Raw genomic sequence first — 24,691 nt, 5'->3', positions numbered from 1 at the left:
ATTATTTGTCCGATTTTTTTGTATATATAGCTTGTCTTTGATGATAGTATCCAAGTGCAAACATCCCCTGTTCTTCCAATGTAAGTCTCTTTGGAAACTTCTCAGGTAATGCACTCATTACATCTTGGATGTTTTGATCGTTTTTTCTCCCCCACTCCTCATCTTTTGCGACATGATGCTGGGACAAACTTAACAAACGCGGGAATACATTGGCAGGGGTTGCTGATGCTGCTCCCCAAAAACGATCGCGAATCGTGGTGTTAATCCCTTGACCTAAAGCACTCACCTGTGTTTTCTCCAATACTGCAAACAGTCTCCCCAAATGATATGGGACACTGGCAGATTGTTCGTTTAACGCCATGGTTATCTCTCCTTCTAAATTTTTGTTGCGGCTTGCCCGTGCCATTCGTAGCAAATATGCTTTGATCATGGCTGCACGAACTGCCCCGATCTTGTAAAACCCTTTTTTTGGATCATCGGATTCCGATCGAATCCGGTTCATCAACTGTGCAAATATTGCTCGTGAAAAAGGTGATCCAATCAGAATAGAACGGAGCATTTGCCCCTCCATATTCGGGGGTATATTACTCCAATCGTGACCAACCGCAATTTCACGTAACAATTCTCTGATTGTCGGACTTCGCTCCAACCCTGTGATTGCAAGATCCTTATAGTGCTCCCAAACCCGTTCGCCAATTTCCCCTAATGTTCCGGTATACCAAAACCGAACCGATAATCGGGCCGCATTGGGTGAGAGCCCCAACACATAAAAGGTGGCATCTGCATCTAGATCATGAAAGGTGTCCCTAAAATTTTGCCCTTGGCGAATCCGTAAAACTGCACTCCTCACCCGTTCCCTGACACTTTCTTCCGAAATTGGCGTATGATCTTCCTTTTTCACTTCTTCAAATAAACTTGAAAATAAGTCCTGGCCACTCAACGTTGCAGATTCCGCCCAGAAAACGACCGTCATGTCATTCAACCGTACCCTATGTTTTGGGTCCGCCAAAAAACGATTTAACACATATCCATAGGCATCTGCTGCCTTTTTAGAGGTTGGCGCATTATACGATTGATCGCGTTCATAGGAACAAAATGAAGGGATATTAAATGAAACAATGGCTGCGCCAGAGGATTGTGCTCCAACAACATTTTTAATGCTCGGATGAAGTCGAGCAATTTGATTTATTGGGGTTTGTTCGCCCGTAATTAAGCATGTCTGAACTTTGTCGCCCGATATTTCTTCAGAGGATTGTTTATAATAGTCCTCCCAAGCTTTTTGAATATATTTATCATCGTGGAAAAACTCACCTGTGGGTGCATACTTTAAGACACAAAAACCTCCACTTAATAATGCCTTTTTCAAATTTTCATCCATGAGAAGGTCAAGCTGTTCTGATAATTGTTCTTCGCTTAGGTTGATAAATCCGTACAACGCTTTAACCTTAGGTGCATCACTGGTCGTCAGCTTTAATACATCACACCATAAGCTTTTCATTCCTTCTCGGCACTCTTCTCGCATAGACAGGGCAGCGCCGAACAAATATTCAGTTTTATCACATAAAAAGTACGGCTTGATTCCTTTGCCAGGCCTTAAAGTTTGTTTGGGAACGTTATAGGTTTGTTTCTCTACCTTTCCCTTTTCATTCACGTACTGAATAATCGCTGCAACATGCCCCTTATCGTCAAGATGAATCTCAAATGACACATCCGCTGAAGAGAACTCCTCACGGGGTAAGTTATTCCCCTCTTTCTCCAGGAGCAACTGATAATATCGATGTAGTGCCTGTAGGATCATCGATTCACCTCCCGATCATTTAGGCAAGGGATTTCAATTACGCCATCCACCATTTTAGCGCGAAAGAAATGAGGAATGACTTCCTTCGTCTCCCCTTTCGCATTCACATGAAAAGTTTGATCAAGTAGCATAAAGCCTAAATCCCTTTCACCCGGATGAACATTTTCATATGTATATAATCTTTCGTTCTCTTCGATCAACTCAAAATTCACCTGAAATTCCCGGCAACCAAAGTACGGACGATGGAAGCATTGGCCTTGTCTTGCCCTGCGTAAAAAGATGTTATAATGCTTTTCTGGGGTTTCCTCTGCTCCCCCTTTGCCGGTCATCTCGAAGTGGGCCTCAATGATATATTCAACATTCTTAAGAACAAGCGAAGCGCGTTGCTGACGCTCCTCAGTAATATAGATCGCTTTCTTCCTTGGGGAAGCTTTCGACTCTACTTCATTCCTGCGAATATTCTCAAATCGGATTGGACTGACCACATGAATACGATCAATCACCCAACGAATCGCCGGTTTCCAGTGAATGGCCTCTAGAATACCACGGGCTGACGAGGGAGTGATTACATCATAGCTAACCCGTTCCACTTTCATCTCAGGACGAGTAAAGCATGCATACTCCCCCCATACTAGCAGTTTAATACCATATCCCATCTTCTCATCTCCCAATTAAAATAAAAGTATCTCAGCCTCTGGAGTATCGGTCGCTGATAATAACCCTGCTTGATAGTCATAGTACGAGTTTTCCATCAGCACCCAGGCCCCTCCGACATTGTCCAGCAAACGATTACGCTGGAATTCCATAAATTCGTGTTGATAAACCTGGACTGTATATGACTGTAGCTTACGCATCTCCCGTAACGGATACATAGTGGCTGATAGATTCTTGATCAGTTCTTCAGCTCGTGAATCATACCGAACCACTATCGTCTGCATGTTTCCATCTATGAATTGGAATTTGTCGGCGATCTCCTGATATGGAATTTCCAAATTTGAATTTTTACTTTTCAGCAACTTAATAATCCCTTCCGCATCCGTTACTTTCTCTACCCTACCATCACAAATGCCATGAATCCGCTCAAAATAGTTTTGAATATTAGCTAAAGAAAGCGGGGACTGATTATTGAACATGATGGTGTTCTGTGCTTCTGTTGCCGTTTCCTTCAACCAACCTTTTGATGGTATTCCGTGCTTTTCAGGGTAAAATACTACCATTTTTCCAGACTCTCTTTGACCTTCCCGATTACAACGTCCAGCTGCCTGGGCAATTGAATCCAATCCTGCGTATGAGCGAATCACGAAAGGAAAGTCCACATCTACGCCTGCTTCGATTAGTTGAGTTGATATTAACCTGCACGGAGACTGATTCTGTAAGCACTCACGAATTTTCATCAGAATTTCCGAACGATGCTTTGCACAAAGTCGCCCGCTCAGATGGTAAAGCCCCTCCACATTACGTTCTTTAAGTTCGTCATATAACTTTTTTGCATGCTTTCGTGTGTTCACAATACAAAGAACTTGTTCAGACTCCTCCATCCATTCCACAACTTGGCTGTCGGAAATAACCTCCGTATTGCTCCCGTGTATGATAACGTCAACTCGCTTGAAAGCATCCATCAACTCAGTTGGTGTTGGTGTGTCCATAATCTCCGTAATCTTGACCCCCAGCCCTTCCCACGATGGCTGAGTCGCCGTACATAGTACAACGGTACATCCATACGATTGGATCAACTCATCAAGTGCCATTAAACAAGGCTTTAGATACCCTCTTGGGATGCTTTGCGCCTCATCAATGACAATCACCGAATTAGCTATATTGTGAAGCTTTCGACATTTGCTGCGTTGATTGGAGAAAAGTGATTCAAAAAATTGTACCGAAGTAGTCACAACAACAGATGCATCCCAATTTTCAGAACTGAATTTTAGCAGACGCTCTTTGTCGCCTCCATAGTTTTCCTCATATTTCTCATAATCAAAATTGCTGTGATGCTCCAAAATGGCATCTTGTCCAAGTACATAACGAAATTGCTCCGCAGTTTGCTCGATAATACTCGTAAAGGGAATCACATAGATAATTCTACGCTTTTCATACTTAGTCGCGTGATTTAAAGCAAAAGCTAATGATGACAAAGTTTTACCACCGCCGGTTGGGACGGTTAAAGTAAACATTCTAGGAGTCATTTCCGCTTGACGCTGACAGGCCGTAAGAATTTGCCTCCGTTTTTGATTAATCGGTGTATCCCTGCTAGCGTTCAGCTTTTTTGACATATATGCATTAAATCTGTCTTGCAATTCGGACATGGAGGGACGCTTCTCCTCCACTATTCTACTATCGCTATCGTTACAATAATCTCTGGTATCGATTGAATCGGCATCAACCAAACACGAATAGAGCATCCTGCCAAGAAAGCTGTATTTCCAAGCTATCTGTTCTTGATTCCAGCCGGAATCAAGAACAAATTTTTTTGAATCCCACTCTTGCTGGATAATTTCGATTTCCTTCCAGGCTGAAGCCCATTCCTTAATATCTTTTTTTGCCAGACGATTCTTCAATGTTCCCTCTTCATCGACAGCTCCATAGTTCATAAGCCCACCGTGATGTCCGGATATGGTATAGGCGATTAAAATAGCAAAATAACGGTCTATCCCATAATTCCCCAAATACTCACGGTACACTTTATCATTACTAATCCATTGAGCTCCTGCGGTTGAATGGTCAACACGTATGTTGCAGCCCCGTATACGTTGTTGGAACTCGTCTGAATATTTGCCAACATCATGCAGTATCCCGGCCAAATATCCCAGATACCCTGCACCAAAAGCCTCCGCATACAACATGCTTTGTTTGGCTACACCTTCAAGATGATGTACCAACAATTGAAACTGATTGTCCTCCCTAGAGTGTGCGTAGTAGTTTATTCAAACCACTCCCTTACTGTAAATAGGTGTACCTCACCTAAAATACATCGATGGAAATTTTAAAAATAAAAAGTTTATTCGGTATGTAAATACCAGCATGGGTAAAGCATTTTTTCTTTACACAAAAACCCTAATACCCCTATTTTACACCATTAATGGTTCCTTATACAAAACATCCAATTATTTAGGTTAATTACAGAAGGTGTAACTTCACGGACCTTCTTCCTCTATTTTCTGAGACGCGATTTATTAAATTTCCATTTTTAGCAACCACCATTTCAAGATTCGCGAATTCTTACACGCCAACATTGTATCCACGATAACGATTTTCGATATTTAAGCCACGGCTTCTGCTGAATTGCACTAATTATCAGTCAAATTCATACAGATCAATTACTTGATCGCTTGTCGTACCTTCACGAAATTTCCCACTCGTCATGTAGGGCTTCATGTAGGCGCTTAACCTGTAATAATTACTACTTGTAACTTCTCGATTGCTTTTGCCTCATCAGCAATTATTAAACCACGGATATCCCGTAATAGGCTGAATTGTTGCTCAAAAGTTAGTGCGTGTTTTACCTTTTTCTCCTCCAAAACAAAAAACCCCCAGAAATAAAAAAAGCCCCATCTGGTACGCATTGTTAATAGGCGCGATGGGTTCTGTTAACAACAATATTAATCGATACCAGGTTTTTGTCAATTGTTAACTCCCTGCGACGCCATGACCCCCAAGGGAACCAATAATCACAAAACAAAATCAACGAATACCGGTGAACGCAGCATACTGGATCGGGTCCAATTGCGAAATTTCACCTTTGCGCGCAGGCATGGCCCCACATACAAGACGAGAACGTGCAACTACTATCGCATATCTGCAACCACTCGTATTCTTGGGATAAAACCAGTGAGGCAATGCTCTTGGAAGTGAAATTTACGGACCGCATTATCGCATTTATTGATGTACTTGGTTTCTCGAATTTAATAAAAGAAAGTGCGTAAAACGATCAAGTGATGCAAAGGTTGTATTATGCACTATATTTTTGAGAGGGCGAAAAACGCTCGCGATTCCCGGAATGAAAGCTCGTGGAACAATCACTACCGGAAAACTTATTCACACAAAAATTTAGAATGGGGTTCTTTTTTATGTAAACGCATGCAGAAATCTGTTCACTGCATCAAAATATCCATCCGGGTCACCGTTACGAATCGTATGACCACATTCAGGGAACTGCAGAAGTGATGTATTCGGTCTCTTTTTCGCCATCCTTTGGGCGAGTTCCCAACTGAGGATTGGGCTTCTTTCTCCTTGCATAAGCAGAGCTGGACAAGACGAGGCTAGCCAATCCTCCCACCAGGAGCCGTTTAGATACTCTTGTGAATGAATAATGCCCTCTGCATCAAATCGAACGGTCCATCCATCCGGGTATTCTACAACGCTTTCTTCAAAGTAAGAGAAAGCTCCTGCCCCCAGAATGCATTCCAGCGACTGACGAAGCTCCCGAATGGAAGGAACTCTTGCAAGTAATCTCTTTACCCAATTCTGATCATCAGCAACTTCGGCACCGATATCCTCGATGATCAATGCTTTGACGAGATTCGGGTAATGTGCTGCAAACTGATAAGCGTTCACACCGCCAAGAGAATGTCCAAGGAGGACTACCGGCATACCCCCAAGTTCTTTTTCAATGAGAACGTGCAGGTCGTTTCGGTACGTTTCGCGGGAATACGCCCTTTCATCTACATGTGCGCTCCATCCATGTCCACGCTGATCGAGTGCAACGAGTCTCCACCCTTGTATTGCCCGAGCAAGCTGGGCAAACATTGTTGCCGTCCCAAAATGGCCATGTAAGGCCACTAACGTCCGTTCCGATGGTCCACCGAAATCCACGTAGGATAACTCCACACCATCCGCTTGGTAAAAATGCCTTTTCATCCTTTCATCCGCTCCCTCAAAAATCTTTTCGCTCTGTAACGACATTCCGGCTCACCCTATTTACTCGCCTTTCCTATTGCAGCAGACCGCGCTTCTTTTGCCCGGATCACCAAACTGCATCCGATGGCAATCGCAGACAGGCAGGCCATGAACAGATACATACCAGATCCACCGAAACGCTCCATGAACCACCCGCCCAAAACCGAGCCGACAACACCTGATACGCCAAAAAACAAAACGGCAAGGACGGTCTGACCGGTTGACTTCCACTCATCAGGTACAATGGTATATAAGTATTGGATTGCCGCCGTATAAAACAGAACAAACGTAACACCTTGAAACAACTGGTACCAAACAATGAAAACCGGTTTGAGCGTCAACCCACACAGCAAAAAGCGGAGCGTGTAAAAAAAGGCGGCAAAAGTGATTACCTTCAGTTCGCTTCCCGGTTTCATAAAGCGATGGACGATCGAAAAAAACACCACTTCAATCATTGTCATGACGAACCATGCTTGGCCTACAAGCTCCATCGTTCCACCCAATTGGCCGATATAGATTCCGATAAAGTAGTCATTCATGCGGCTGGGCAAGGCTGTCAGGAAGATGAGGAGAAAGAAGCCGATCGATCGCTTGGTGGATAAAAAGGCTTTTAGCTCCCGAAAATGTAATGGTTTCTTGGAGGCAGGAGCATCTGTAAGCGCAAAACAGAGAAGGAAGGTAAAGATTCCATAACCTAAAAATAAGTAGGCCAATGTATCTATGCTGAATCTGTTCGTGACATAACCGATCAACAAGGAAGAGATTGCAAAGCCTAGTGCCCCAAACATGCGCACGGAGCCATAACCGATCTGGTTCTTTTGCGCTAGTTGGAAATTGAGACTCTCTACCAAAGGGTCGGTTGGCAGGAAGAAAAAGTATAGAAGCGACACCAACAGCAGTAAGAGTACCAGATGCGACATTTGAAACAAAAGGGTGCCGATCAAAACGGAAAAACCGAGAGCCAGCTGCAACACTTTTTTGATGGTGCGCTTCCTATCACTGATTACACCCCATAGCGGTTGAGACAGGATACCGACAAAAGCCCCCATGCCAATCATGAAGCCGGTTTGCGTTTCCGATACTCCCTGAGAAGTGAGATAGACGGGAAGAAAGGACAGGAATATGGAAAATAATGAAAAATAGAAAAAGTTACAGGTACGCAGTACGTTGATTGGCATCACATTCTTCCTCTCCCGTGATCTTTTGCGTGTAAAACGCAATACCCAAGCAAAAGCCCCAACACCAACACCAGACCTGCGAGTACCAGCAGTAAAGAAAGTGAAACGACACTGAAGACGATAGCAAACCAGGCAACAAGCAACGAAACCGGGCTTGTAGATTTAAGAATTCGATACAACAAGCGCGAAGCTCTGAGCCGAGGCAATTGTGTTGCTTCGAACAGCAGGATGGCGGGATTGCCGATTGTTCCATACAAGAGAAGTATCACGATCCAACCGGGGAATGCAGTATGGAAGCCAAGCTCCAGCACATAGGCCATCCCGCAACTAAGGGTTTGCATAAAGAAGTCCACATGTGCGCCTTTGAGCTTGCGTGCATTGGTGAAGATTTTCGTCCAAATCGGCGAACGTTTATAGTGAACGGCGGCAAGCGGCAGGGACAGGATCAGGCCAATGGAGAAGGACACCAATCCCCATTGTAATAATAGTATGTTCATGCTTATCTCTCCTCGCGATCGGGATGGTTGACGCTATTGCATGGCGGTTATCGTCCGATTAGCGCCATTATACGTCCGCCCTGAAGTCACTGACGCGCAAGAGTTGAGCCGTCTCACGCAAATTTTTGCGCTTTGCGCGCAAATGAAAAACCCGTCGCAGCCAACCTGCTCCAGGTTGGCTGCGATGGTTCTTCAGAGCAGAAAAATCGCATTGGCATACAAGCGTAGCTCCAGAAACACGAACTTCTTCTCCTTGCCTGTCATCCGTTATTTGCACACGCCCACTTGTGACAAAGCGTTCATTGATTTATGAAAACATGAGCAATCGAGAGCAAAACCACGAAATCATGAGATTGGTCCTCTTGGCGCCGTTTTCATTCGTTTCCAGTACCAATGATTGTCGCTTTCATGAGCGAATAGCGGCTTTGTGATTAGATAACAAAGTGGAGATAATAAAGAGGTAACAAAAACACGGAGGTCATTCAAAATGGTAAAAAGATGGAAATCTACAATCGAGTGGTTCAAAACGCTTAACAAAGGCTATGAAGTATTGCAAAACAAACGTCATCAATTAATGATTAAAGGATAAACATCATTTTTCAGGAGGAATTTCCATATGTTTCGATTATTGAAATCGGTTATCGAGTCGTTAGAAGTTTTGGATAAGGCTTATCAAGCTGGCGAAAGAAAGCGCGAACTGGCTTATGCAGAAATGTTCAAGAAAATCACTGCCAAATAAATAGAGAGGTGATTTGCTGCATGAAAATTGCAAAAGATGATCCCCTGGTCATGTCCAACATGGAATGAGCAGGGGATCTTTTTGTTTGCAAAAGAAACCAGCCGTAGGCTTCATTGTGCCAACGGCTGGTTTCCTTTTCACTGTCGTTTGTTGCTGCACCCTTATCTCCCTTGCGTCTGCTTCACCCGATAAAACTCATTAAACAGCTTCATCAACGCCCGTTTTTCAATGCGCGACACATACGACCGTGAAATCCCCAGCTCGCGCGCAATCTCCCGCTGCGTCTTCTCTTTATCCTGATCCAGACCAAACCGGCCGATGATGACTTCTTTTTCCCTGTCATCGAGGATATGAATATGCTGATAAATTTTACTGGACTCAAGCTTTAATTGTACCGCATCAACCACTTCGTCCGTTTCTGTACCGAGTACATCGATGAGCGTGATCTCGTTTCCTTCTTTATCCATTCCGATTGGGTCGTGCAAGGAAACATCTTTTTTTGTCTTTTTCAGGCTGCGAAGATGCATGAGGATCTCATTTTCAATGCATCGTGCAGCATAGGTAGCCAGCTTTGTACCTTTGTCAACCTGATAGCTCTCGATCGCTTTAATTAACCCGATCGTACCAATCGAGATCAAATCTTCGCTATCCTCGCCTGTGTTTTCGAACTTTTTCACAATATGAGCCACCAACCGCAGGTTATGCTCAATCAGTTTGTTGCGGGCGAACGGGTCACCGGTTGCCATCAGGCGCAGGAATTTCTCCTCGTCCACTTCAGACAACGGTTGTGGAAACGCGTTATTTTTGACGTATCCGACGAGCACAACCAGCTCTTTGACCATCATCGATAAGGCCATCAAAATGCTGGACACGGCTGCCACCTCCCACATTCGGATTTCGCTTACTTTTATTCTTATGTGGGCGCGAGCCTATGTGTGCATGTACCAGGGAAATGGGACGAGTGCGAGACCGATCGCAAGGTTAGCTGGTGAAAAAATTAGTTGAATCCGTACTTTTGCAAGATTTCCTTCCCTTTGTCCGATGTCAAATAGGCAAGGTATGTTTTGGCTGCATCAGCGTGTGCAGAACCGGCAACGACAGCCCCGGGGTACACAATCGGCTTATGCCAATCCGCTTTGGCAGCCGCGAGCACTTTTACCTGTTTCGAGACGCGTGCATCACTTGCGTAGACGATTCCTGCTTCAGCGTTTCCGGACGCAACATAGGTCAACACCTGGCGAACATCGTTGCCAAAAACGAGCCGATCCTTCACTTTGTCGCCGATTTTCAGCGTATCCAGCACTTCTTTCGCATAGCGACCCGCAGGAACAGTATTCGGTTCACCGACGGCGATATGCTTGACGGAGGGGTCCGTCAGCTTTTCAAAAGAATCGATGGCAACGGCGCCGGATGTACCTGTAATGAGAACAAGCTCGTTTTTGGCGAAATCTTGCCGTGTTTCTTTGCTGATCAACTGTTTTTCCTCCAGGCCGTTCATATCCTTGGCGCTTGCAGACAAAAAGACATCAGATGGGGCGCCTTGTTCAATTTGTTGTGCCAATTTTCCAGAGCTTCCAAAGTTGTAGGTAATCGTGATTCCCGGGTGCTGCGCTTCAAACGTCGTTTTCAGCTCTGTGAGAGCATCGGTCAAGCTGGCAGCTGCGGAAACCATGATTTCTGTTTTTTCTGTTGAAACAGGCTCTGGCTGGTTCGCTTGTGGAGTATCCGGAGCGCCGGAGCACGCGGTGAGCAGCAACCCCAGGAACGTGCATACTGCGAGTAATTGCTTTTTCATGATGTAAATCCTCCGCAATAACTTGATATAACCCGATTATATTCTGTTGGTTTCAAGAAGCAAATGTTGTTTCATGAACCAGATAGGAAAAGCCGGTTCCACCCCTTTTCTCGTGGTGAAAACCGGCTATTTTCAACGATTGGGCTCTTTCCTCTTCTCACCCTAGCTACGCAAGCCCCCCTCCAACTTGGGACTGGCATGATGGTGACCAACAGGAATTTGAATCAGACACGTTTCTCCAACCGGAGCCATCTGGTAGAGTTCATCCGAGGTGTTCGAATCATAGCCGAGGAGCGCGTGTCCCTGCATCCCGATGGCTGACGCGGCTAACAGTAATCGTTGCACGAGCATGCCCGCTTCCATCTGTTGGATGCGATAACCTCTATACCCGAGTGCTGGCATCAGGTGATCCTTCGCCCCTGACACATGAAAGCAGAGCGGTGTTTGGAACAAGTTAACCGTGTCCATATACATTCCCTTTTGCAGCCTGTGCCGATGATCTCCAGGTCGAACCAGACGCAGCGTATGATGAACGCTGTCATAGCGGTAAGCACCGTCCGGCATGCCTTCTACGTTATACAGACAGCAGTACAGCGCCACACGTGATCGGGGATTCTCCTCTTCTTCATCCAAATCATTTCGATAATCGAAGGAGGCAGTCATCTCTTGCAACAAAGCAGCCAGTTGCGTTTGGCTGACCTTGCCTAAAAAGAAATTCATTCCCGGTGAAAACCGCTTGCGGCAGACCGATGCCAGATCATACGACATGCGCTGCACGTTTGGCAGTATCACCGAATGGCCTTCACAGGTGCCGTTCTTTTCCCCTACAATCCGGCGAAACGACCGCGGCGAGTCTTGCAAAGACGCCTCGTTCATTTTTAGCAGCATCGGATACGCGATGGCCCTTTTTGACCGGACGTAATGATCATGCTGAATGGCTGGCAGCTCCCGGCACAATTCGGTAGCAGAAACAACCCGCTCACCGCCCTTCCCTTTCCCAAACCAGGTGATCCCGGACCCAGTCGATAGCGGGATGACCGCATATACGCTCTCCTCCTGTTCGGACAGCCCGAGCAGATGGTTGATTGCCCGATCAAGAAACTGGAAGTACACCCCCGATTCAAAGCCAAACCGTTTCGCGACCTCCAGCAATTGTCCGATCAGCACGCCAGCATCTTGTCCTTGTAAGCGATAGGAAAAGTTATTGTATTTAAAGAAATTTTTCCAAAACATGGTTGAAACAAAAACCGTACCAAAACAGGCGAAAACGTCACAACGCTCGCCCAATGCCTGCGCAAGATAGGAGTCGAAATTTCCGCTCCGCAACAGCACCAATCGGTGGTGTGCCGCATCATAATGGTAAATGCCTGCAGGAAAATCTTCCAGCTTGAGATAGACATAGACTTCACTTGGATATAACGCACCACCGGAGGGAATAAACCTCCGGTACAGTTGCATCGAACCAATCGCTTGTTCTGTGAACTCCATGTCAGGGACAGGATGGCTGAATTGAGTCAGCCCGTATACGTACCAAAGAAAATGGCCGATTTCGCGCAGGGTGGGCCTCGCTGGTGCCTCACTTCGAACTAGCGTAAGGGGTGTTTCTGAAGACAAGGGAATCACAGGCAAGCCACGGTAGAGCTTACATGGAAGCGGTGCATCTTCCCAATCCACCTCAAAATCCAGAGGTCTTGCCTTGTCAGTGTCGAAATGCAGATTGTACAGAAATTCATCCAAATTCATCCTTCTTCCCCCTACTCACGCCTTATGGAAACGGATGTGGATGTGGATTGAGCTGTTCATACGTGAGCGGTTGCGTCGCAAATCCAAGTTCCGCCGGCACACGCAATACCCTCTCTAGTCCCGTCACGCGGGTAAAACGTTGTCCAAACGTCATCGGCAGCATCCCCGGAATCAATACTTTTACGCAATGCAGCCCGTTTCGCAAGATTTCAGGTGTCGTCTGGTCCACCACGATCACGTCGAGATGCAACCGGCGAAACGCCTGAAGAAGCTCCTTCAGATCATCTGTCAGGTCTGCATGCCGCACCTTCTGTTTGAATTCCTGCTCAAACGTTCGCAATGGACGATCCTCATTCAGTAAAAATTGCAAGCGCTCTTCCGCTTCCGGTAACGCGTAGAGCATGGAATGGTCCTCCATTTTCTTCACCAGGGATGGATCATGGTACATACGCTCATATTCCTCCCGGCTCGCCTCGAATTTCTCTTCAAGCGTCAGCAGCATGGCTGCCACCTCGTGCAGCGAGCTTTTCACCGCCCGTACCGGGTCCGGATGAGCGCCGGCCGCACAAATAAGATTCAATCCTTTTTGTTTCCTGTTTTTCGCCAGCGTCCAAATGCTTGGAATCCCATTCTCCATCGTCGCGTTAAACAAATGGACATCATATCCTGCAACCGCCTGCAAACGTTCGATCATCAGACACAGTTCCTGGTCATTCGCAGAATCAGTGTCAAGGCGAGGGAGAGGTAGTTTTGCATACCAGGTCATGAGGAACGAATCACGTTCCACCACTTCCAACATCCCGTAGAAAATGGCCTCTTCCAGACTTCCGCCTAACGCACATCCATTGGACGTTTCAAAGACCAGTCCTTGACGATGGCCCATGCCGTAATAGGCGAGCAGCTCCGGAACCAAAATCGGCCGCTCCTGTAAAAAGGAATAACCCCAGACCCAATCGATCGGTTGCTCGGGATCAAACATTTTGAACGGATAACCGGGGCTCTCATATTGTTCCTTTGTATGCAGCCCAACCGTCACAGGATCGAGCGCTTGATCCGCAATATGGTGAAAACTGTCATGGACCACGGTCCGTTTGCCTCGGGGGACCAAGCCACAGTACCGTTCCAATCCCTCTAAAATGGCTGTCATCTCGCTTTGAGCATAAGAATGTGTCCGGCCTGCTGTCGACTCGTCTCCCGTGAACATCGGCAGATTCACACTCACATCGGCAAACGGTGACACGAGATCACGCATTTTCCCATTCAAAAGGCCTGTCCGGTAATCCAGATAATCTCTGCTCAACACGTTCTTCAGGACATCCATCGATTGACATCGGTAACTGTCGACGCTGCTCTTCGGACTCGGCTGCAGCGAAATACGGGCCGCCATCAATGAATCATCAGCCAATTGGCCGCACACCTCACAGGATGGCTCAGGCAGAATGAAGTGAAGGGAGCACTTCAGCGTTTTTAAATGGATGAAAAACATCCGGCCATCCAAGTGGGCCTGAGCGCCTGTCAACACCCGATGCGCTTCCGCCACGAGCAGATGAGCCATCTGCAAAAGTCCAGTGTGCGATGCCCATGCGTCATGATGCATTCCTCCGGACTCCCCGAGCCGCTGCTGCAGCTCCCACATCTCCTTGCGATCGCGTCCCGCCATGAGTTGTCGTAAGTCCGCACACCGGGAACACCCCGGAATACCAGGGCGAACCAGCGGACCGATCACGCCTTCGCCAAATGCAGCGAAACCGCGTAACCAAGGAATGCCGGCTGGTTGAAACACCCTTTCCGCCTCTTGATAAACATGGGGATGCCAAGCATCGTCCAGCACCAGAGCCAAATCGACCGTTTTGGGTAGCCCTGCCTTCAAATCGAGCTGCCGAACAATCTGATAATCAGTAGACAATTCTCGACACACGAAGTCCGCCAACTGCCCTTCTCCGACAACCATAACGACCGCGCTCACTTGGACACCTCCTTCCGCACCAACACGCCAACCACTCCGGCCATGTTCTCTTTCAAAAATGGTTCCAGCGCAAAATCAAAGAGGACGATCTGTTTACGATTGCGCTTCAAAACCTGCAAGGCGGACTGCAGGGCGTCCGTTTGTACCTCTTCATCAACCGCGGGAACCTCAAGGCTCTCTTGCTCACGCTCCTCCAGCAGAACGGATGAAACCGCTAACGCTTGTGGCAGGGTAAGCTCCGCTTTGTTTTGTTCCCTGCATAATGCCTGTTGCAACGACTTTCTCAGCGCGACGGTTACGTTCAGGCCAACACTGCCATACCAATGGTCGCCAGTACCAACCCAAACAACAGGAAAGCCGAACACTTCCCTTCCCAAGCCAATCGTCGGCGCTCCTTTCATTGTGGTCAATGCTTGCAAATAAAACTGGCAATGTTTATCCGCTACTGCACTTCTTCGTACCCGAATGACATGTGGCTGTTGATCCATCAGCTGCTTACCCAGTTCTTCGGACAAACATTGCTGTAGCCCACGGCACACACTCTCGGCAACGGTTTCTCCCACTCCCACACCAACACATTCATCTGGTTCCACCATTCCGCTATCAGCGGGCAGCTTCGTTCGGAACGTACCGACCATGCGCGACAAATACGCTTCAAGTCCAGCCAATCCCGCTTCCCTTCTCGCCTCCTCATGTGTCATGCCCGTACAAACCATTTCCGGCAACAGCCTGGCTGGCCCCTCCGACAGCGGATCAGCTGCCTGAATGCGGCATTGTGCCAATGGAAGCTGGTGTAAGTCCCCTTCCTCCCACCTATGAAAAATCCCCGTTTTCGATGATGTCAACGAACGGAAGTAAGAAATCAGCCCGCTTGACTCGTTTTTGACCGAATCCTGTTCGAGAAGAAGCTCGAGATTTTCAATCCATTTGACCTCCGTTTGTGCTGTCACCAACGGATGGGGCAAGATCGAATTCCAGCTTCCTTCCAGTGTCTCCAGATCCAGCAGGAATACATGATTCTTCATTTCCGATTCGGTCACAGCCGTAACCGTTTTGAACAATTCAAACACGATGATATTGGCCAGCATCGCTCCGGCAGTGGAAGAGAAAGTGTTCAACAGCGGGTCTTTGCTCAGTGCGGGTTGATGAATACGGCGCAACGCCGACTCCCAACATCCCGCAGCGTCAGGGTGTACCAGCGGGCCCGCTAAACCTGCTTGCTGCAGACACATGGCTGGCAGCAGCACCTTCCCCTTCTCCCTGCAAACCCTATGAAGAACCCGCAGCTCCTCGACATCGCCCTCCTGTGACACGTACAAAATAAAATCAAACGCCTGTACGGCCTCCCGCCAAGAACGCTTTCCCTTGATCTGCAGGCCAAGCTCCTCAATCGCAACGTCGGCATCCATTTCTTGTGCATGTACGGCCAGTTCCTTCAGCCGCTCCCGATTGGTCGGCACCGACTCCGTGATCAGCAAGTGGAACTTAGGCAAGCCGGAATCCAGCAGCGCCGCAACCAGCGAGACGAAGAATGGACCGGAGCCTACCGCCAACACGTTCGCCTGCCGATAACACTGAAAACGATACGCACCAGAATCGGCAAAATGATTCAAAAATTCAATTTGGGACGCATACTGTTTACGAACCTTGTCCGTCAATTGATGGGGACGGTCTTCGCTTACATCCTGAACAAATCCGTTTTGGAACAAGTTCTCTGCGATCTCATACACCCGGTCACGGTATTCGTCCGGCAACCCTTCCGTGAGATCGCCCAACGTATGCTCCCCATTTAATACCGGTAACAATGTTTCAATCCACTGCTCGATCCCGCTGCCTTCCATACGAAATGAGCCAACGTTGTTGCGAAAATACACGCTGCCCTTTGGATCAGGGAGAAAAAACGTATCCCTTTTTACTTTCAGACGCATAGAAGGGGTCAAATTTGTCATGTCACTCCTCCTTGCCATGGGTCATTCACAAATCTGCACCATCACTTTCACAGTCATCCTATGTATGGCTATTTGTCCCACATGCCAGATCTTTTAGAGAAGAAGAAGCCCCTGCCAGATCAAGACTCACCTGAGCAGAGGCTGCCTCATTTTCCCAATGAATCACCAATTTCGTTCGATGCCTTTCCTTAACGAACACAGAAAAAGCAAACGAAGAAGCAATTACAGAAACAGCTGCAAGAACAACTGCAGGAGCAACTGCACGAACAGCTGCAAGAACAACTGCAGGAGCAGCTACAAGAGCAGCTGCAAGAACAACTGCAGCGACCGCATCTTCTTTGCACCAAAACGGCATCTTTTTGCACGTCATTGTCCCAAGGCGTTACTTTTCCGCCATGGAATTTGTCAACGTTCAATTTTTTCAGTTCTTTTTTAAATTCATCCATTATGACCACCTCCTGTAGTAAGGTAGCGGGTTGTAACCGTTTTGTAATGAAAAATCACAACTGACAACACGACGGGTATCCTTCGGAGTTAGGTTCGTCGACCGGGTGAAACCGGCAACGACACAAATATTCAGGCGAATATACATTAGTTTTATGAAACATCATCCGCTAATGGTTACTCCTTCATTGTCCTTTTTATCGGGCCTTGTCAATTATCCTAAGCATGGGAGAAAAAACAAAAAGCAAGCTGCTGCCCACTGGAAATAGAGGGAGCATCTTGCTTTTTTTGTATCCTTTTCTTATTCACGTTTACTGATTCTACAAGGTTCTTTTCCATGGCATTTCCGGACGATCATCCCATGTCCGTTCAGCTTGTTTATGACAACGTTACTGTTGGGCTTGAAACGTTTCGGTCCCATCGACCTGCTGAATGGCCGCATGCGGGATGGTTGCTTCCACGATTTCACCGTACGCCCAGTGCTGTATCGGAACATCTGACCAAATCGGCTTGGTGATACCGGCGAGCGGCCCTCTGCCCGTCATTCTGTTGAACAAAGTCGCTGCTTCCGCTCGGGTCAATCCCTGGTTTGGACGGAACGTTCCGTCGCCGTACCCTTTCATCAGACCCTGTTCGACGACGACAGCTATGCTCGCTGCCGCCCAGTGGCCTTTTGTATCCGCAAACGGGCTTTCGGCCTTGCCTCCACCTAATTGCTTCCACTTGGCCAGAATGGTTGCCATTTCTCCACGCGTAACTTTCGCATTTGGATGGAATAATCCGTTTTCGTCACCGTTCATCAGCCCTACGTTCTTCACCTGCTGAATAGCAGAGGCAGCCCAATGATTTGGCAATACATCTGCAAATGCTGACGATTCAACGGTTACGGCCTCCTGGTTTTGCTCCTGCAACAGTTTTGCAAGCACCGCGGCCATTTCCGCCCTAGTCAAGATGCGATTTGGTTGGAAGGTCTGATCCGGATAACCTGTCATGTATGCGTTGTGCAGCACATGGTTTTGTTTCCCTTTCAGCGACAAAATGGTAAACGTACTGAACTTGGTGATCTCGATCTCGATCCCTGCTGGTGTTCCATGCTCATCGTACGTAATCTTGCCCGTTTTCAGCTCCTTATCCCCATCCGAATGCTGCACATAAACGGCCAACGTGGAAAGAAAAGCTTGTCTGGCAACGGGGTCTGCCGGTAGTTGTACATCATCAAGCGGGAACGTCACCTTTGTCCGGAAATTGCGGTAGTTCGTCTCAATGACCATTGGCTTGCCAACCACTTCAACGTCCTGTCCACCCGCAGCCTGCTTCACCGCTTCCGCATCCAGCGTTTGGCTTACAACTGTTTGCTTGTCATTCGGGCTAACGATAGGGACCACCCGGAAGTAAAGATCTTCGCCTGGCAAAGCTGCCACCATTTCCTTCGGAACCGTAATGACCACTTCTCCTGCTTGGATCTCCAGCGCAACCTGGTTGTCTTTCATCAATTTCAAGGCGCTGCCAGGCACTTTGACCGATGTTTCGTCGGCTGGGTCGTCAGGAATATCGTCGATGACAATCCGAACAACGTGGTTGTCATTCCCTCCTGCTCTCCCCAAAATCTCCTTCACTTTTTTCTGGTCAAAAACAACTTCGTCAACTTGTTTGCCGCCTGAAGAAGTTTTGCGTGTGATTTCCAGTTCGTCAGACAAGGAACCCTCGCTTCCCACCCCAACTTTGGCTTGACGAGTGGATTCTTTTTCCCGCTCTTCGCTCTTCCCTGAATCATCGCTGTTTCCGCCTTTATCGCTGCCATCGTTGTTATCGTCACCACGGTCCTCGCGCGGAGCCGCATTGACGGTGACACTGATTCGGGCATCCAGATTTTTCGGGTTTTCGACGTCAGGCGGGAGATCGATCAGCACACCTTTGACGGTAAAATGCTGTTTTTTGCTGCTATCCGGATCGTAATCCGCTCCCTCCACATCCCACCCGACGTCGACAGAAATCTTGCTGTCATCGTCAAGTGTTGCTTTGATCTGTTTCGGTAATCCCAATGCAGCTGCTGTCTTTCTTGTTCCGTTCGCTACGTCGGTGATCGCAGAAGGCTGCGTGACCTTCACAATCGCGCGCCTCTCTTCCCCATCGTCCTTGGCATTCACTTGTACCTGAACGGTCGCCGTATAATTCTTGCTGTTCGTCACACCTTTTGGCAATTTCACAAGCGCGCCATTTACGGTAAACCACTGGGCTTTCTTGTTTTTCGGATCGTAGTCAGCACCGGATATATCCCATTTGACGTCAACCATCAGGTTCGTTCCATCTTCAAGGGTCACTCTGACTTGCTCCGGTAACCCGAGTGCATCCGCTTTTTTCGGCGTTCCATTCGCCAGCCCAGTAATGTCATTGGGATTCTCAACCGCAATGATGTCACCTGTTGATGCAGCGTCCACACTTACCTCGACGGTCACGGTGAGATTTTTGCTGTTCTGTACCCCGTCCGGCAGCTTCACCAGTTCTCCGGTCACGGAAAAGCGCTGGGCATCTTTCTTTTTCGGATCGTAATCGGCAGCGGTCACGTCCCATTTGACGTTGACGGTCCGGAAGGTGCCATCGTCCAATGTCACCTCAACCTGGGACGGTAATCCCAATGCATCGGCTCTTTTCGATGTCCCGTTGGGCAGGCCGGTGATGGGTGCCGGGTTGGTCACTCTGACGATTTCCTTGTCTTTTGTGATCGCTGCTTTAACCGTAACCTGAATCGTTGCGACCAAGTTTTGCGGATTCGTGATTCCATGTGGCAGATTCACCAAATTCCCGGTTACTGTGAAGCTTTGGCGCTCCTTCCTGTTTGGATCGTAATTGGCACTGGCAACCGCCCAATCAACATCTACTTGGAGGGTAGCTCCGTTGTTCACACTTACTTCCACTTGATGTGGTAAACCGAGCGATGCGACGGTTTTCGCCGTACCGTTTTCTAGGTCTGTTATCGGTGCGGGTGTTTTTACAGAAGTTATCTCTATCGTTGGGACACGAATCGAGTAACTTTCGCTCATCACGTCGCTGTCGGTCATGCCTGGTTTTACGGCGATTGCTTTGATCGTCATTGCACTGCTTACCGTAATCGGACTGCTATAGGGCGTGCTGCTTGACGTCGGGGTTGCTCCGTCTGTTGTGTAGTAGATCGTCGCGCCTGCTGTGGCCGTGCTCAAGGCTACCGTTGTCCCCGCTGCAACCTCTCCTCCGGCTGGTGTTGCGATTGGCTTTGCTGCTTGTGGTGTGGCGGCGATGGTGTAGCTTTCGCTCATCACGTCGCTGTCGGTCATGCCTGGTTTTACGGCGATTGCTTTGATCGTCATTGCACTGCTTACCGTAATCGGACTGCTATAGGGCGTGCTGCTTGACGTCGGTGTTGCTCCGTCTGTTGTGTAGTAGATCGTCGCTCCCGCTGTGGTCGTGCTCAAGGCTACTTTTGTCCCCGCTGCAACCTCTCCTCCGGCTGGTGTTGCCGTTGGCTTTGCTGCTTGTGGTATGGCGGTGATGGTATAGCTTTCGCTCATAACGTCGCTGTCGGTCATGCCTGCTTTTATAGCGATTGCTTTGATTGTGACAGGGCCAGTGATCTCAATTTCTCCTGTATAGGATGGACTGCTGGCTGTTGGCGTGCTGCCGTCTACCGTGTAGTGGATCGTCGCGCCTGCTGTACTTGTGCCGAGCGTTACCTTTGTTCCTGATGCGACTTCTCCCCCGGCTGGTGTTGCGATTGGCTTCGCCGCTTGTGGTGTGGCGGCGATGGTGTAGCTTTCGCTCATAACGTCGCTGTCGGTCATGCCTGCTTTTATAGCGATTGCTTTGATTGTGACAGGGCCAGTGATCTCAATTTCTCCTGTATAGGATGGACTGCTGGCTGTTGGCGTGCTGCCGTCTACCGTGTAGTGGATCGTCGCGCCTGCTGTGCTTGTGCCGAGCGTTACTTTTGTTCCGGATGCAACCTCTCCTCCGGCTGGTGTTGCAATTGGCTTCGCCGCTTGCGGTGTGGCGGCGATGGTGTAGCTTTCGCTCATCACGTCGCTGTCGATCATGCCTGATTTCACGGCGATTGCTTTAATCGTCATTGCACTGCTTACCGTAATCGGACTGCTATAGGGCGTGCTACTTGACGTTGGAGTTGCTCCATCTGTTGTGTAATAGATCGTCGCTCCATCTGTGACCGTGCTCAAGGCTACCGTCGTCCCCGATGCAACCTCTCCCCCGGCTGGTGTTGCGATTGGCTTCGCCGCTTGTGGTGTGGCGGCGATGGTATAGCTTTCGCTCATCACGTCGCTGTCGGTCATGCCTGCTTTTACGGCGATTGCTTTAATCGTGACAGGGCCAGTGATCTCAATTTCTCCCGTGTAGGATGGACTGCTGGCTGTTGGCGTGCTGCCGTCTACCGTGTAGTGGATCGTCGCGCCTGCTGTACTTGTGCCGAGCGTTACTTTTGTTCCGGATGCAACCTCTCCTCCGGCTGGTGTTGCAATTGGCTTCGCCGCTTGCGGTGTGGCGGCGATGGTGTAGCTTTCGCTCATCACGTCGCTGTCGATCATGCCTGATTTCACGGCGATTGCTTTAATCGTCATTGCACTGCTTACCGTAATCGGACTGCTATAGGGCGTGCTACTTGACGTTGGAGTTGCTCCATCTGTTGTGTAATAGATCGTCGCTCCATCTGTGACCGTGCTCAAGGCTACCGTCGTCCCCGCTGCAACCTCTCCCCCGGCTGGTGTTGCGATTGGCTTCGCCGCTTGTGGTGTGGCGGCGATGGTATAGCTTTCGCTCATCACGTCGCTGTCGGTCATGCCTGCTTTTACGGCGATTGCTTTAATCGTGACAGGGCCAGTGATCTCAATTTCTCCCGTGTAGGATGGACTGCTGGCTGTTGGCGTGCTGCCGTCTACCGTGTAGTGGATCGTCGCGCCTGCTGTACTTGTGCCGAGCGTTACTTTTGTTCCGGATGCAACCTCTCCTCCGGCTGGTGTTGCAATTGGCTTCGCCGCTTGCGGTGTGGCGGCGATGGTGTAGCTTTCGCTCATCACGTCGCTGTCGATCATGCCTGATTTCACGGCGATTGCTTTAATCGTCATTGCACTGCTTACCGTAATCGGACTGCTATAGGGCGTGCTACTTGACGTTGGAGTTGCTCCATCTGTTGTGTAATAGATCGTCGCTCCATCTGTGACCGTGCTCAAGGCTACCGTCGTCCCCGCTGCAACCTCTCCCCCGGCTGGTGTTGCGATTGGCTTCGCCGCTTGTGGTGTGGCGGCGATGGTATAGCTTTCGCTCATCACGTCGCTGTCGGTCATGCCTGCTTTTACGGCGATTGCTTTAATCGTGACAGGACCAGTGATCTCAATTTCTCCCGTGTAGGATGGACTGCTGGCTGTTGGCGTGCTGCCGTCTACCGTGTAGTGGATCGTCGCGCCTGCTGTGCTTGTGCCGAGCGTTACTTTTGTTCCGGATGCAACCTCTCCTCCGGCTGGTGTTGCAATTGGCTTCGCCGCTTGCGGTGTGGCGGCGATGGTGTAGCTTTCGCTCATCACGTCGCTGTCGATCATGCCTGATTTCACGGCGATTGCTTTAATCGTCATTGCACTGCTTACCGTAATCGGACTGCTATAGGGCGTGCTACTTGACGTTGGAGTTGCTCCATCTGTTGTGTAATAGATCGTCGCTCCATCTGTGACCGTGCTCAAGGCTACCGTCGTCCCCGATGCAACCTCTCCCCCAGCCGGATTCGCTGTCGGCGTTGCTACTTGCGGCTTGATTGTATAATCTTCGCTCATTACCGCGCTGTCCGTCATCCCGCTTTTCACCGCAATCGCCTTAAGCGTTACTGCACCAGTAATCGGGATTGGAATACTGTAGAGCGTGCTACTCGACGTCGGGGTTGCTCCGTCTGTTGTGTAGTAAATCGACGCTCCATCTGTGGCCGTACTCAAGGCTACCGTCGTCCCCGCTGCAACCTCTCCCCCCGCCGGGTTCGCTGTCGGCGTTGCTACTTGCGGCTTGATTGTATAATCTTCGCTCATTACCGCGCTGTCCGTCATCCCGCTTTTCACCGCAATCGCCTTAAGCGTTACTGCACCAGTGATCGGGATTGGACTACTGTAGAGCGTGCTGCTTGACGTTGGAGTTGCTCCGTCTGTCGTGTAGTAAATCGACGCTCCATCTGTGGTCGTGCTCAGGGCTACCGTGGTCCCCGCTGCCACCTCTCCCCCAGCCGGATTCGCTGTCGGCGTTGCCACTTGTGGCTTGATTGTGTAATCTTCGCTCATTACCGCGCTGTCCGCCATCCCCGCTTTCACCGCTATGGCCTTAAGCGTCACTGCGCTGGTAATCGGAATTGGACTGCTGTATGGCGTACTACTGGTGGTCGGTGTTGAGCCGTTTGTTGTGTAGTAGATCGACGCTCCAACTGTGGTTGTGCTCAAAGCAACCGTGGTCCCCGATGCAACCTCTCCCCCAGCCGGATTCGCTGTCGGCGTTGCTACAGTCGGCTTCGTTAGCGCTCCTCCTAATTTAACCAGCCCTGAAGAACCAGCAGCTACGACTTTGCCGTCCCCCACTCTTATCGATGTGATTGATTTGGTGGAGCCTCCCGTAATTTCTGTGGTCCAGTTTGAACCGTCGGGAGAGGTGATCAGCGTCTCATTGGTTCCACCTACATAAAAATAACCATCAGCATATGTAACCGTTGCGAGACTGATCGAAGTTCCCGTTGGAGCGGCTTTTTCTTCCCATGTGATCCCATCATCCGAGACGTAGATATACCCTTGCAAACCCACTGCGACAAACTTTCCATCTCCATAAGCAACACCATATAGTTGTTTCGCTGGAGCAGCTGTCGTAACTTTGCTCCAGGCTACTCCGTCAGACGATGAATAAATGACAAAAGCATTGGAAACATCCTTGCCCACCGCGATAAACTTGCCTTCCCCATATGTGACAGCATTAAATCCTGAAACAGAGGCTATGGACCGATCATTCCAGTTTTCTCCATCTGCTGAACTTAATATGGTCCCGTTTGTTTCCCCCACGACGACAATTTGATTACCATCAGACGCGAAGGAGACCAGCTTGTTCGTTTGGCCAGTCGCTCTCTTTATCCATTGTGAAGTATTGATCGGATTGATTCCATCTTGGAGGGTGTAAATGCTCCCATCCCCGCACGCCGTCACCCATTTGTCACCGAAATGAAAGACTTCGTACACTGGACACAAAAAAGGTTTTGACGAATCCCACGCATAGTTTCGTCCATCCGTAGATTTGCCGTAATCTCGGCCTAGTGAAAACAGTAGCCAGGTACCATTGTAAAACCCGATTTCATTAATCGAAGCCGAACCAAAACCCGGACTAATCGTTTCCCACGTCGCAGCATCTGCACGGGAAGTAAACAAATTGTTACTCATGGAAGAAATTATCAATAATAGCATAAGGACACATTTTGCGACGATTCGAAACCGACGAAACAGATGGATCATTCCATGCTCCCCCCAAACACCCATGTTTTCTCTACTCGTTCAAAAAACGCCATGAGAACCTACCCCAAGGTTCATTGCTTCCACCCCCAATCAGGTATTCGTTGAATGGATGGTTGTTTAACAAAATCAAGCACAGCTTGCACGTGGGATCAAACATGCTCGATTCAAACACGTGCGATACCGG

At 48.8% G+C, this 24,691-nt stretch carries 16 protein-coding genes; 1 reads left to right on the top strand and 15 read right to left on the bottom strand.

Annotation, left to right across the window (positions count from 1 at the left end; genetic code table 11):
• Nucleotide 1: 1 nt before the first annotated feature.
• The 8 genes from cas8c to ACTID9_RS10250 form a co-directional block, all read right to left on the bottom strand.
• Nucleotides 2–1,798 carry a type I-C CRISPR-associated protein Cas8c/Csd1 gene (cas8c, locus tag ACTID9_RS10285; protein ID WP_441071158.1) on the bottom strand — a complete coding sequence of 599 codons (1,797 nt, stop codon included), beginning with the start codon at nucleotides 1,796–1,798 and terminating at the stop codon, nucleotides 2–4.
• Complete coding sequence (cas5c, locus tag ACTID9_RS10280) at nucleotides 1,795–2,454, bottom strand: type I-C CRISPR-associated protein Cas5c (RefSeq protein ID WP_441071157.1); 660 nt, start codon at nucleotides 2,452–2,454, stop codon at nucleotides 1,795–1,797. Before cas5c ends, cas8c begins: the two co-directional genes overlap by 4 nt.
• 15 nt (nucleotides 2,455–2,469) lie before the next feature.
• Nucleotides 2,470–4,677 (bottom strand): CRISPR-associated helicase Cas3', encoded by a 2,208-nt coding sequence (gene cas3 / locus ACTID9_RS10275; protein WP_441071156.1) that lies wholly within the window; start codon nucleotides 4,675–4,677, stop codon nucleotides 2,470–2,472.
• Between the two features lie 412 nt (nucleotides 4,678–5,089).
• Complete coding sequence (locus ACTID9_RS10270) at nucleotides 5,090–5,158, bottom strand: hypothetical protein (protein ID WP_441072541.1); 69 nt, start codon at nucleotides 5,156–5,158, stop codon at nucleotides 5,090–5,092.
• Between the two features lie 20 nt (nucleotides 5,159–5,178).
• A complete protein-coding gene (locus tag ACTID9_RS10265; RefSeq protein WP_441071155.1) occupies nucleotides 5,179–5,313 on the bottom strand; it encodes a hypothetical protein in 135 nt (44 codons plus the stop codon).
• Between the two features lie 547 nt (nucleotides 5,314–5,860).
• Nucleotides 5,861–6,697 (bottom strand): alpha/beta fold hydrolase, encoded by an 837-nt coding sequence (locus ACTID9_RS10260; protein ID WP_441071154.1) that lies wholly within the window; start codon nucleotides 6,695–6,697, stop codon nucleotides 5,861–5,863.
• An 11-nt stretch (nucleotides 6,698–6,708) separates the two neighbouring features.
• Nucleotides 6,709–7,869, bottom strand: a complete 1,161-nt coding sequence (locus ACTID9_RS10255) for an MFS transporter (RefSeq protein WP_441072539.1) — start codon at nucleotides 7,867–7,869, stop codon at nucleotides 6,709–6,711.
• Complete coding sequence (locus ACTID9_RS10250) at nucleotides 7,869–8,366, bottom strand: hypothetical protein (RefSeq protein WP_441071153.1); 498 nt, start codon at nucleotides 8,364–8,366, stop codon at nucleotides 7,869–7,871. The genes ACTID9_RS10255 and ACTID9_RS10250 overlap by 1 nt, the downstream gene beginning before the upstream one ends.
• Before the next feature lie 616 nt (nucleotides 8,367–8,982).
• On the opposite strand from ACTID9_RS10250, the gene ACTID9_RS10245 reads away from it, so the two are divergent.
• Entirely contained in the window at nucleotides 8,983–9,105 is a 123-nt protein-coding gene (locus ACTID9_RS10245) for a hypothetical protein (protein ID WP_441071152.1), read from the top strand.
• Nucleotides 9,106–9,266: 161 nt separating this feature from the next.
• Here the strand turns inward: ACTID9_RS10245 and sigK are convergent, their stop codons facing one another.
• The 7 genes from sigK to ACTID9_RS10210 form a co-directional block, all read right to left on the bottom strand.
• Nucleotides 9,267–9,977: an RNA polymerase sporulation sigma factor SigK gene (sigK, locus tag ACTID9_RS10240; protein ID WP_122917630.1), complete on the bottom strand. Its 711-nt coding sequence runs from the start codon at nucleotides 9,975–9,977 to the stop codon at nucleotides 9,267–9,269.
• A 125-nt stretch (nucleotides 9,978–10,102) separates the two neighbouring features.
• Nucleotides 10,103–10,900, bottom strand: coding sequence for a molybdate ABC transporter substrate-binding protein (gene modA / locus ACTID9_RS10235; protein ID WP_441071151.1), 798 nt, complete (start codon nucleotides 10,898–10,900; stop codon nucleotides 10,103–10,105).
• Between the two features lie 162 nt (nucleotides 10,901–11,062).
• On the bottom strand, nucleotides 11,063–12,643 hold the full coding sequence (locus ACTID9_RS10230) for a SagB family peptide dehydrogenase (RefSeq protein WP_441071150.1): 1,581 nt from the start codon (nucleotides 12,641–12,643) through the stop codon (nucleotides 11,063–11,065).
• Between the two features lie 22 nt (nucleotides 12,644–12,665).
• Nucleotides 12,666–14,609, bottom strand: coding sequence for a TOMM precursor leader peptide-binding protein (locus ACTID9_RS10225; protein WP_441071149.1), 1,944 nt, complete (start codon nucleotides 14,607–14,609; stop codon nucleotides 12,666–12,668).
• Nucleotides 14,606–16,558: a putative thiazole-containing bacteriocin maturation protein gene (locus tag ACTID9_RS10220; RefSeq protein WP_441071148.1), complete on the bottom strand. Its 1,953-nt coding sequence runs from the start codon at nucleotides 16,556–16,558 to the stop codon at nucleotides 14,606–14,608. Before ACTID9_RS10220 ends, ACTID9_RS10225 begins: the two co-directional genes overlap by 4 nt.
• A gap of 188 nt (nucleotides 16,559–16,746) precedes the next feature.
• Nucleotides 16,747–17,004 carry a heterocycloanthracin/sonorensin family bacteriocin gene (locus tag ACTID9_RS10215; protein ID WP_441071147.1) on the bottom strand — a complete coding sequence of 86 codons (258 nt, stop codon included), beginning with the start codon at nucleotides 17,002–17,004 and terminating at the stop codon, nucleotides 16,747–16,749.
• A 387-nt stretch (nucleotides 17,005–17,391) separates the two neighbouring features.
• Nucleotides 17,392–23,811 (bottom strand): chitobiase/beta-hexosaminidase C-terminal domain-containing protein, encoded by a 6,420-nt coding sequence (locus ACTID9_RS10210; RefSeq protein ID WP_441071146.1) that lies wholly within the window; start codon nucleotides 23,809–23,811, stop codon nucleotides 17,392–17,394.
• Nucleotides 23,812–24,691: the final 880 nt, after the last annotated feature.

The sequence above is a fragment of the Brevibacillus fluminis genome (genome assembly GCF_052072235.1).
Classification (GTDB): domain Bacteria; phylum Bacillota; class Bacilli; order Brevibacillales; family Brevibacillaceae; genus Brevibacillus_D; species Brevibacillus_D fluminis_A.
The sequence above is the reverse complement of the archived record's forward strand: the minus strand, read 5'-3'. Positions and strand labels throughout refer to the sequence as shown.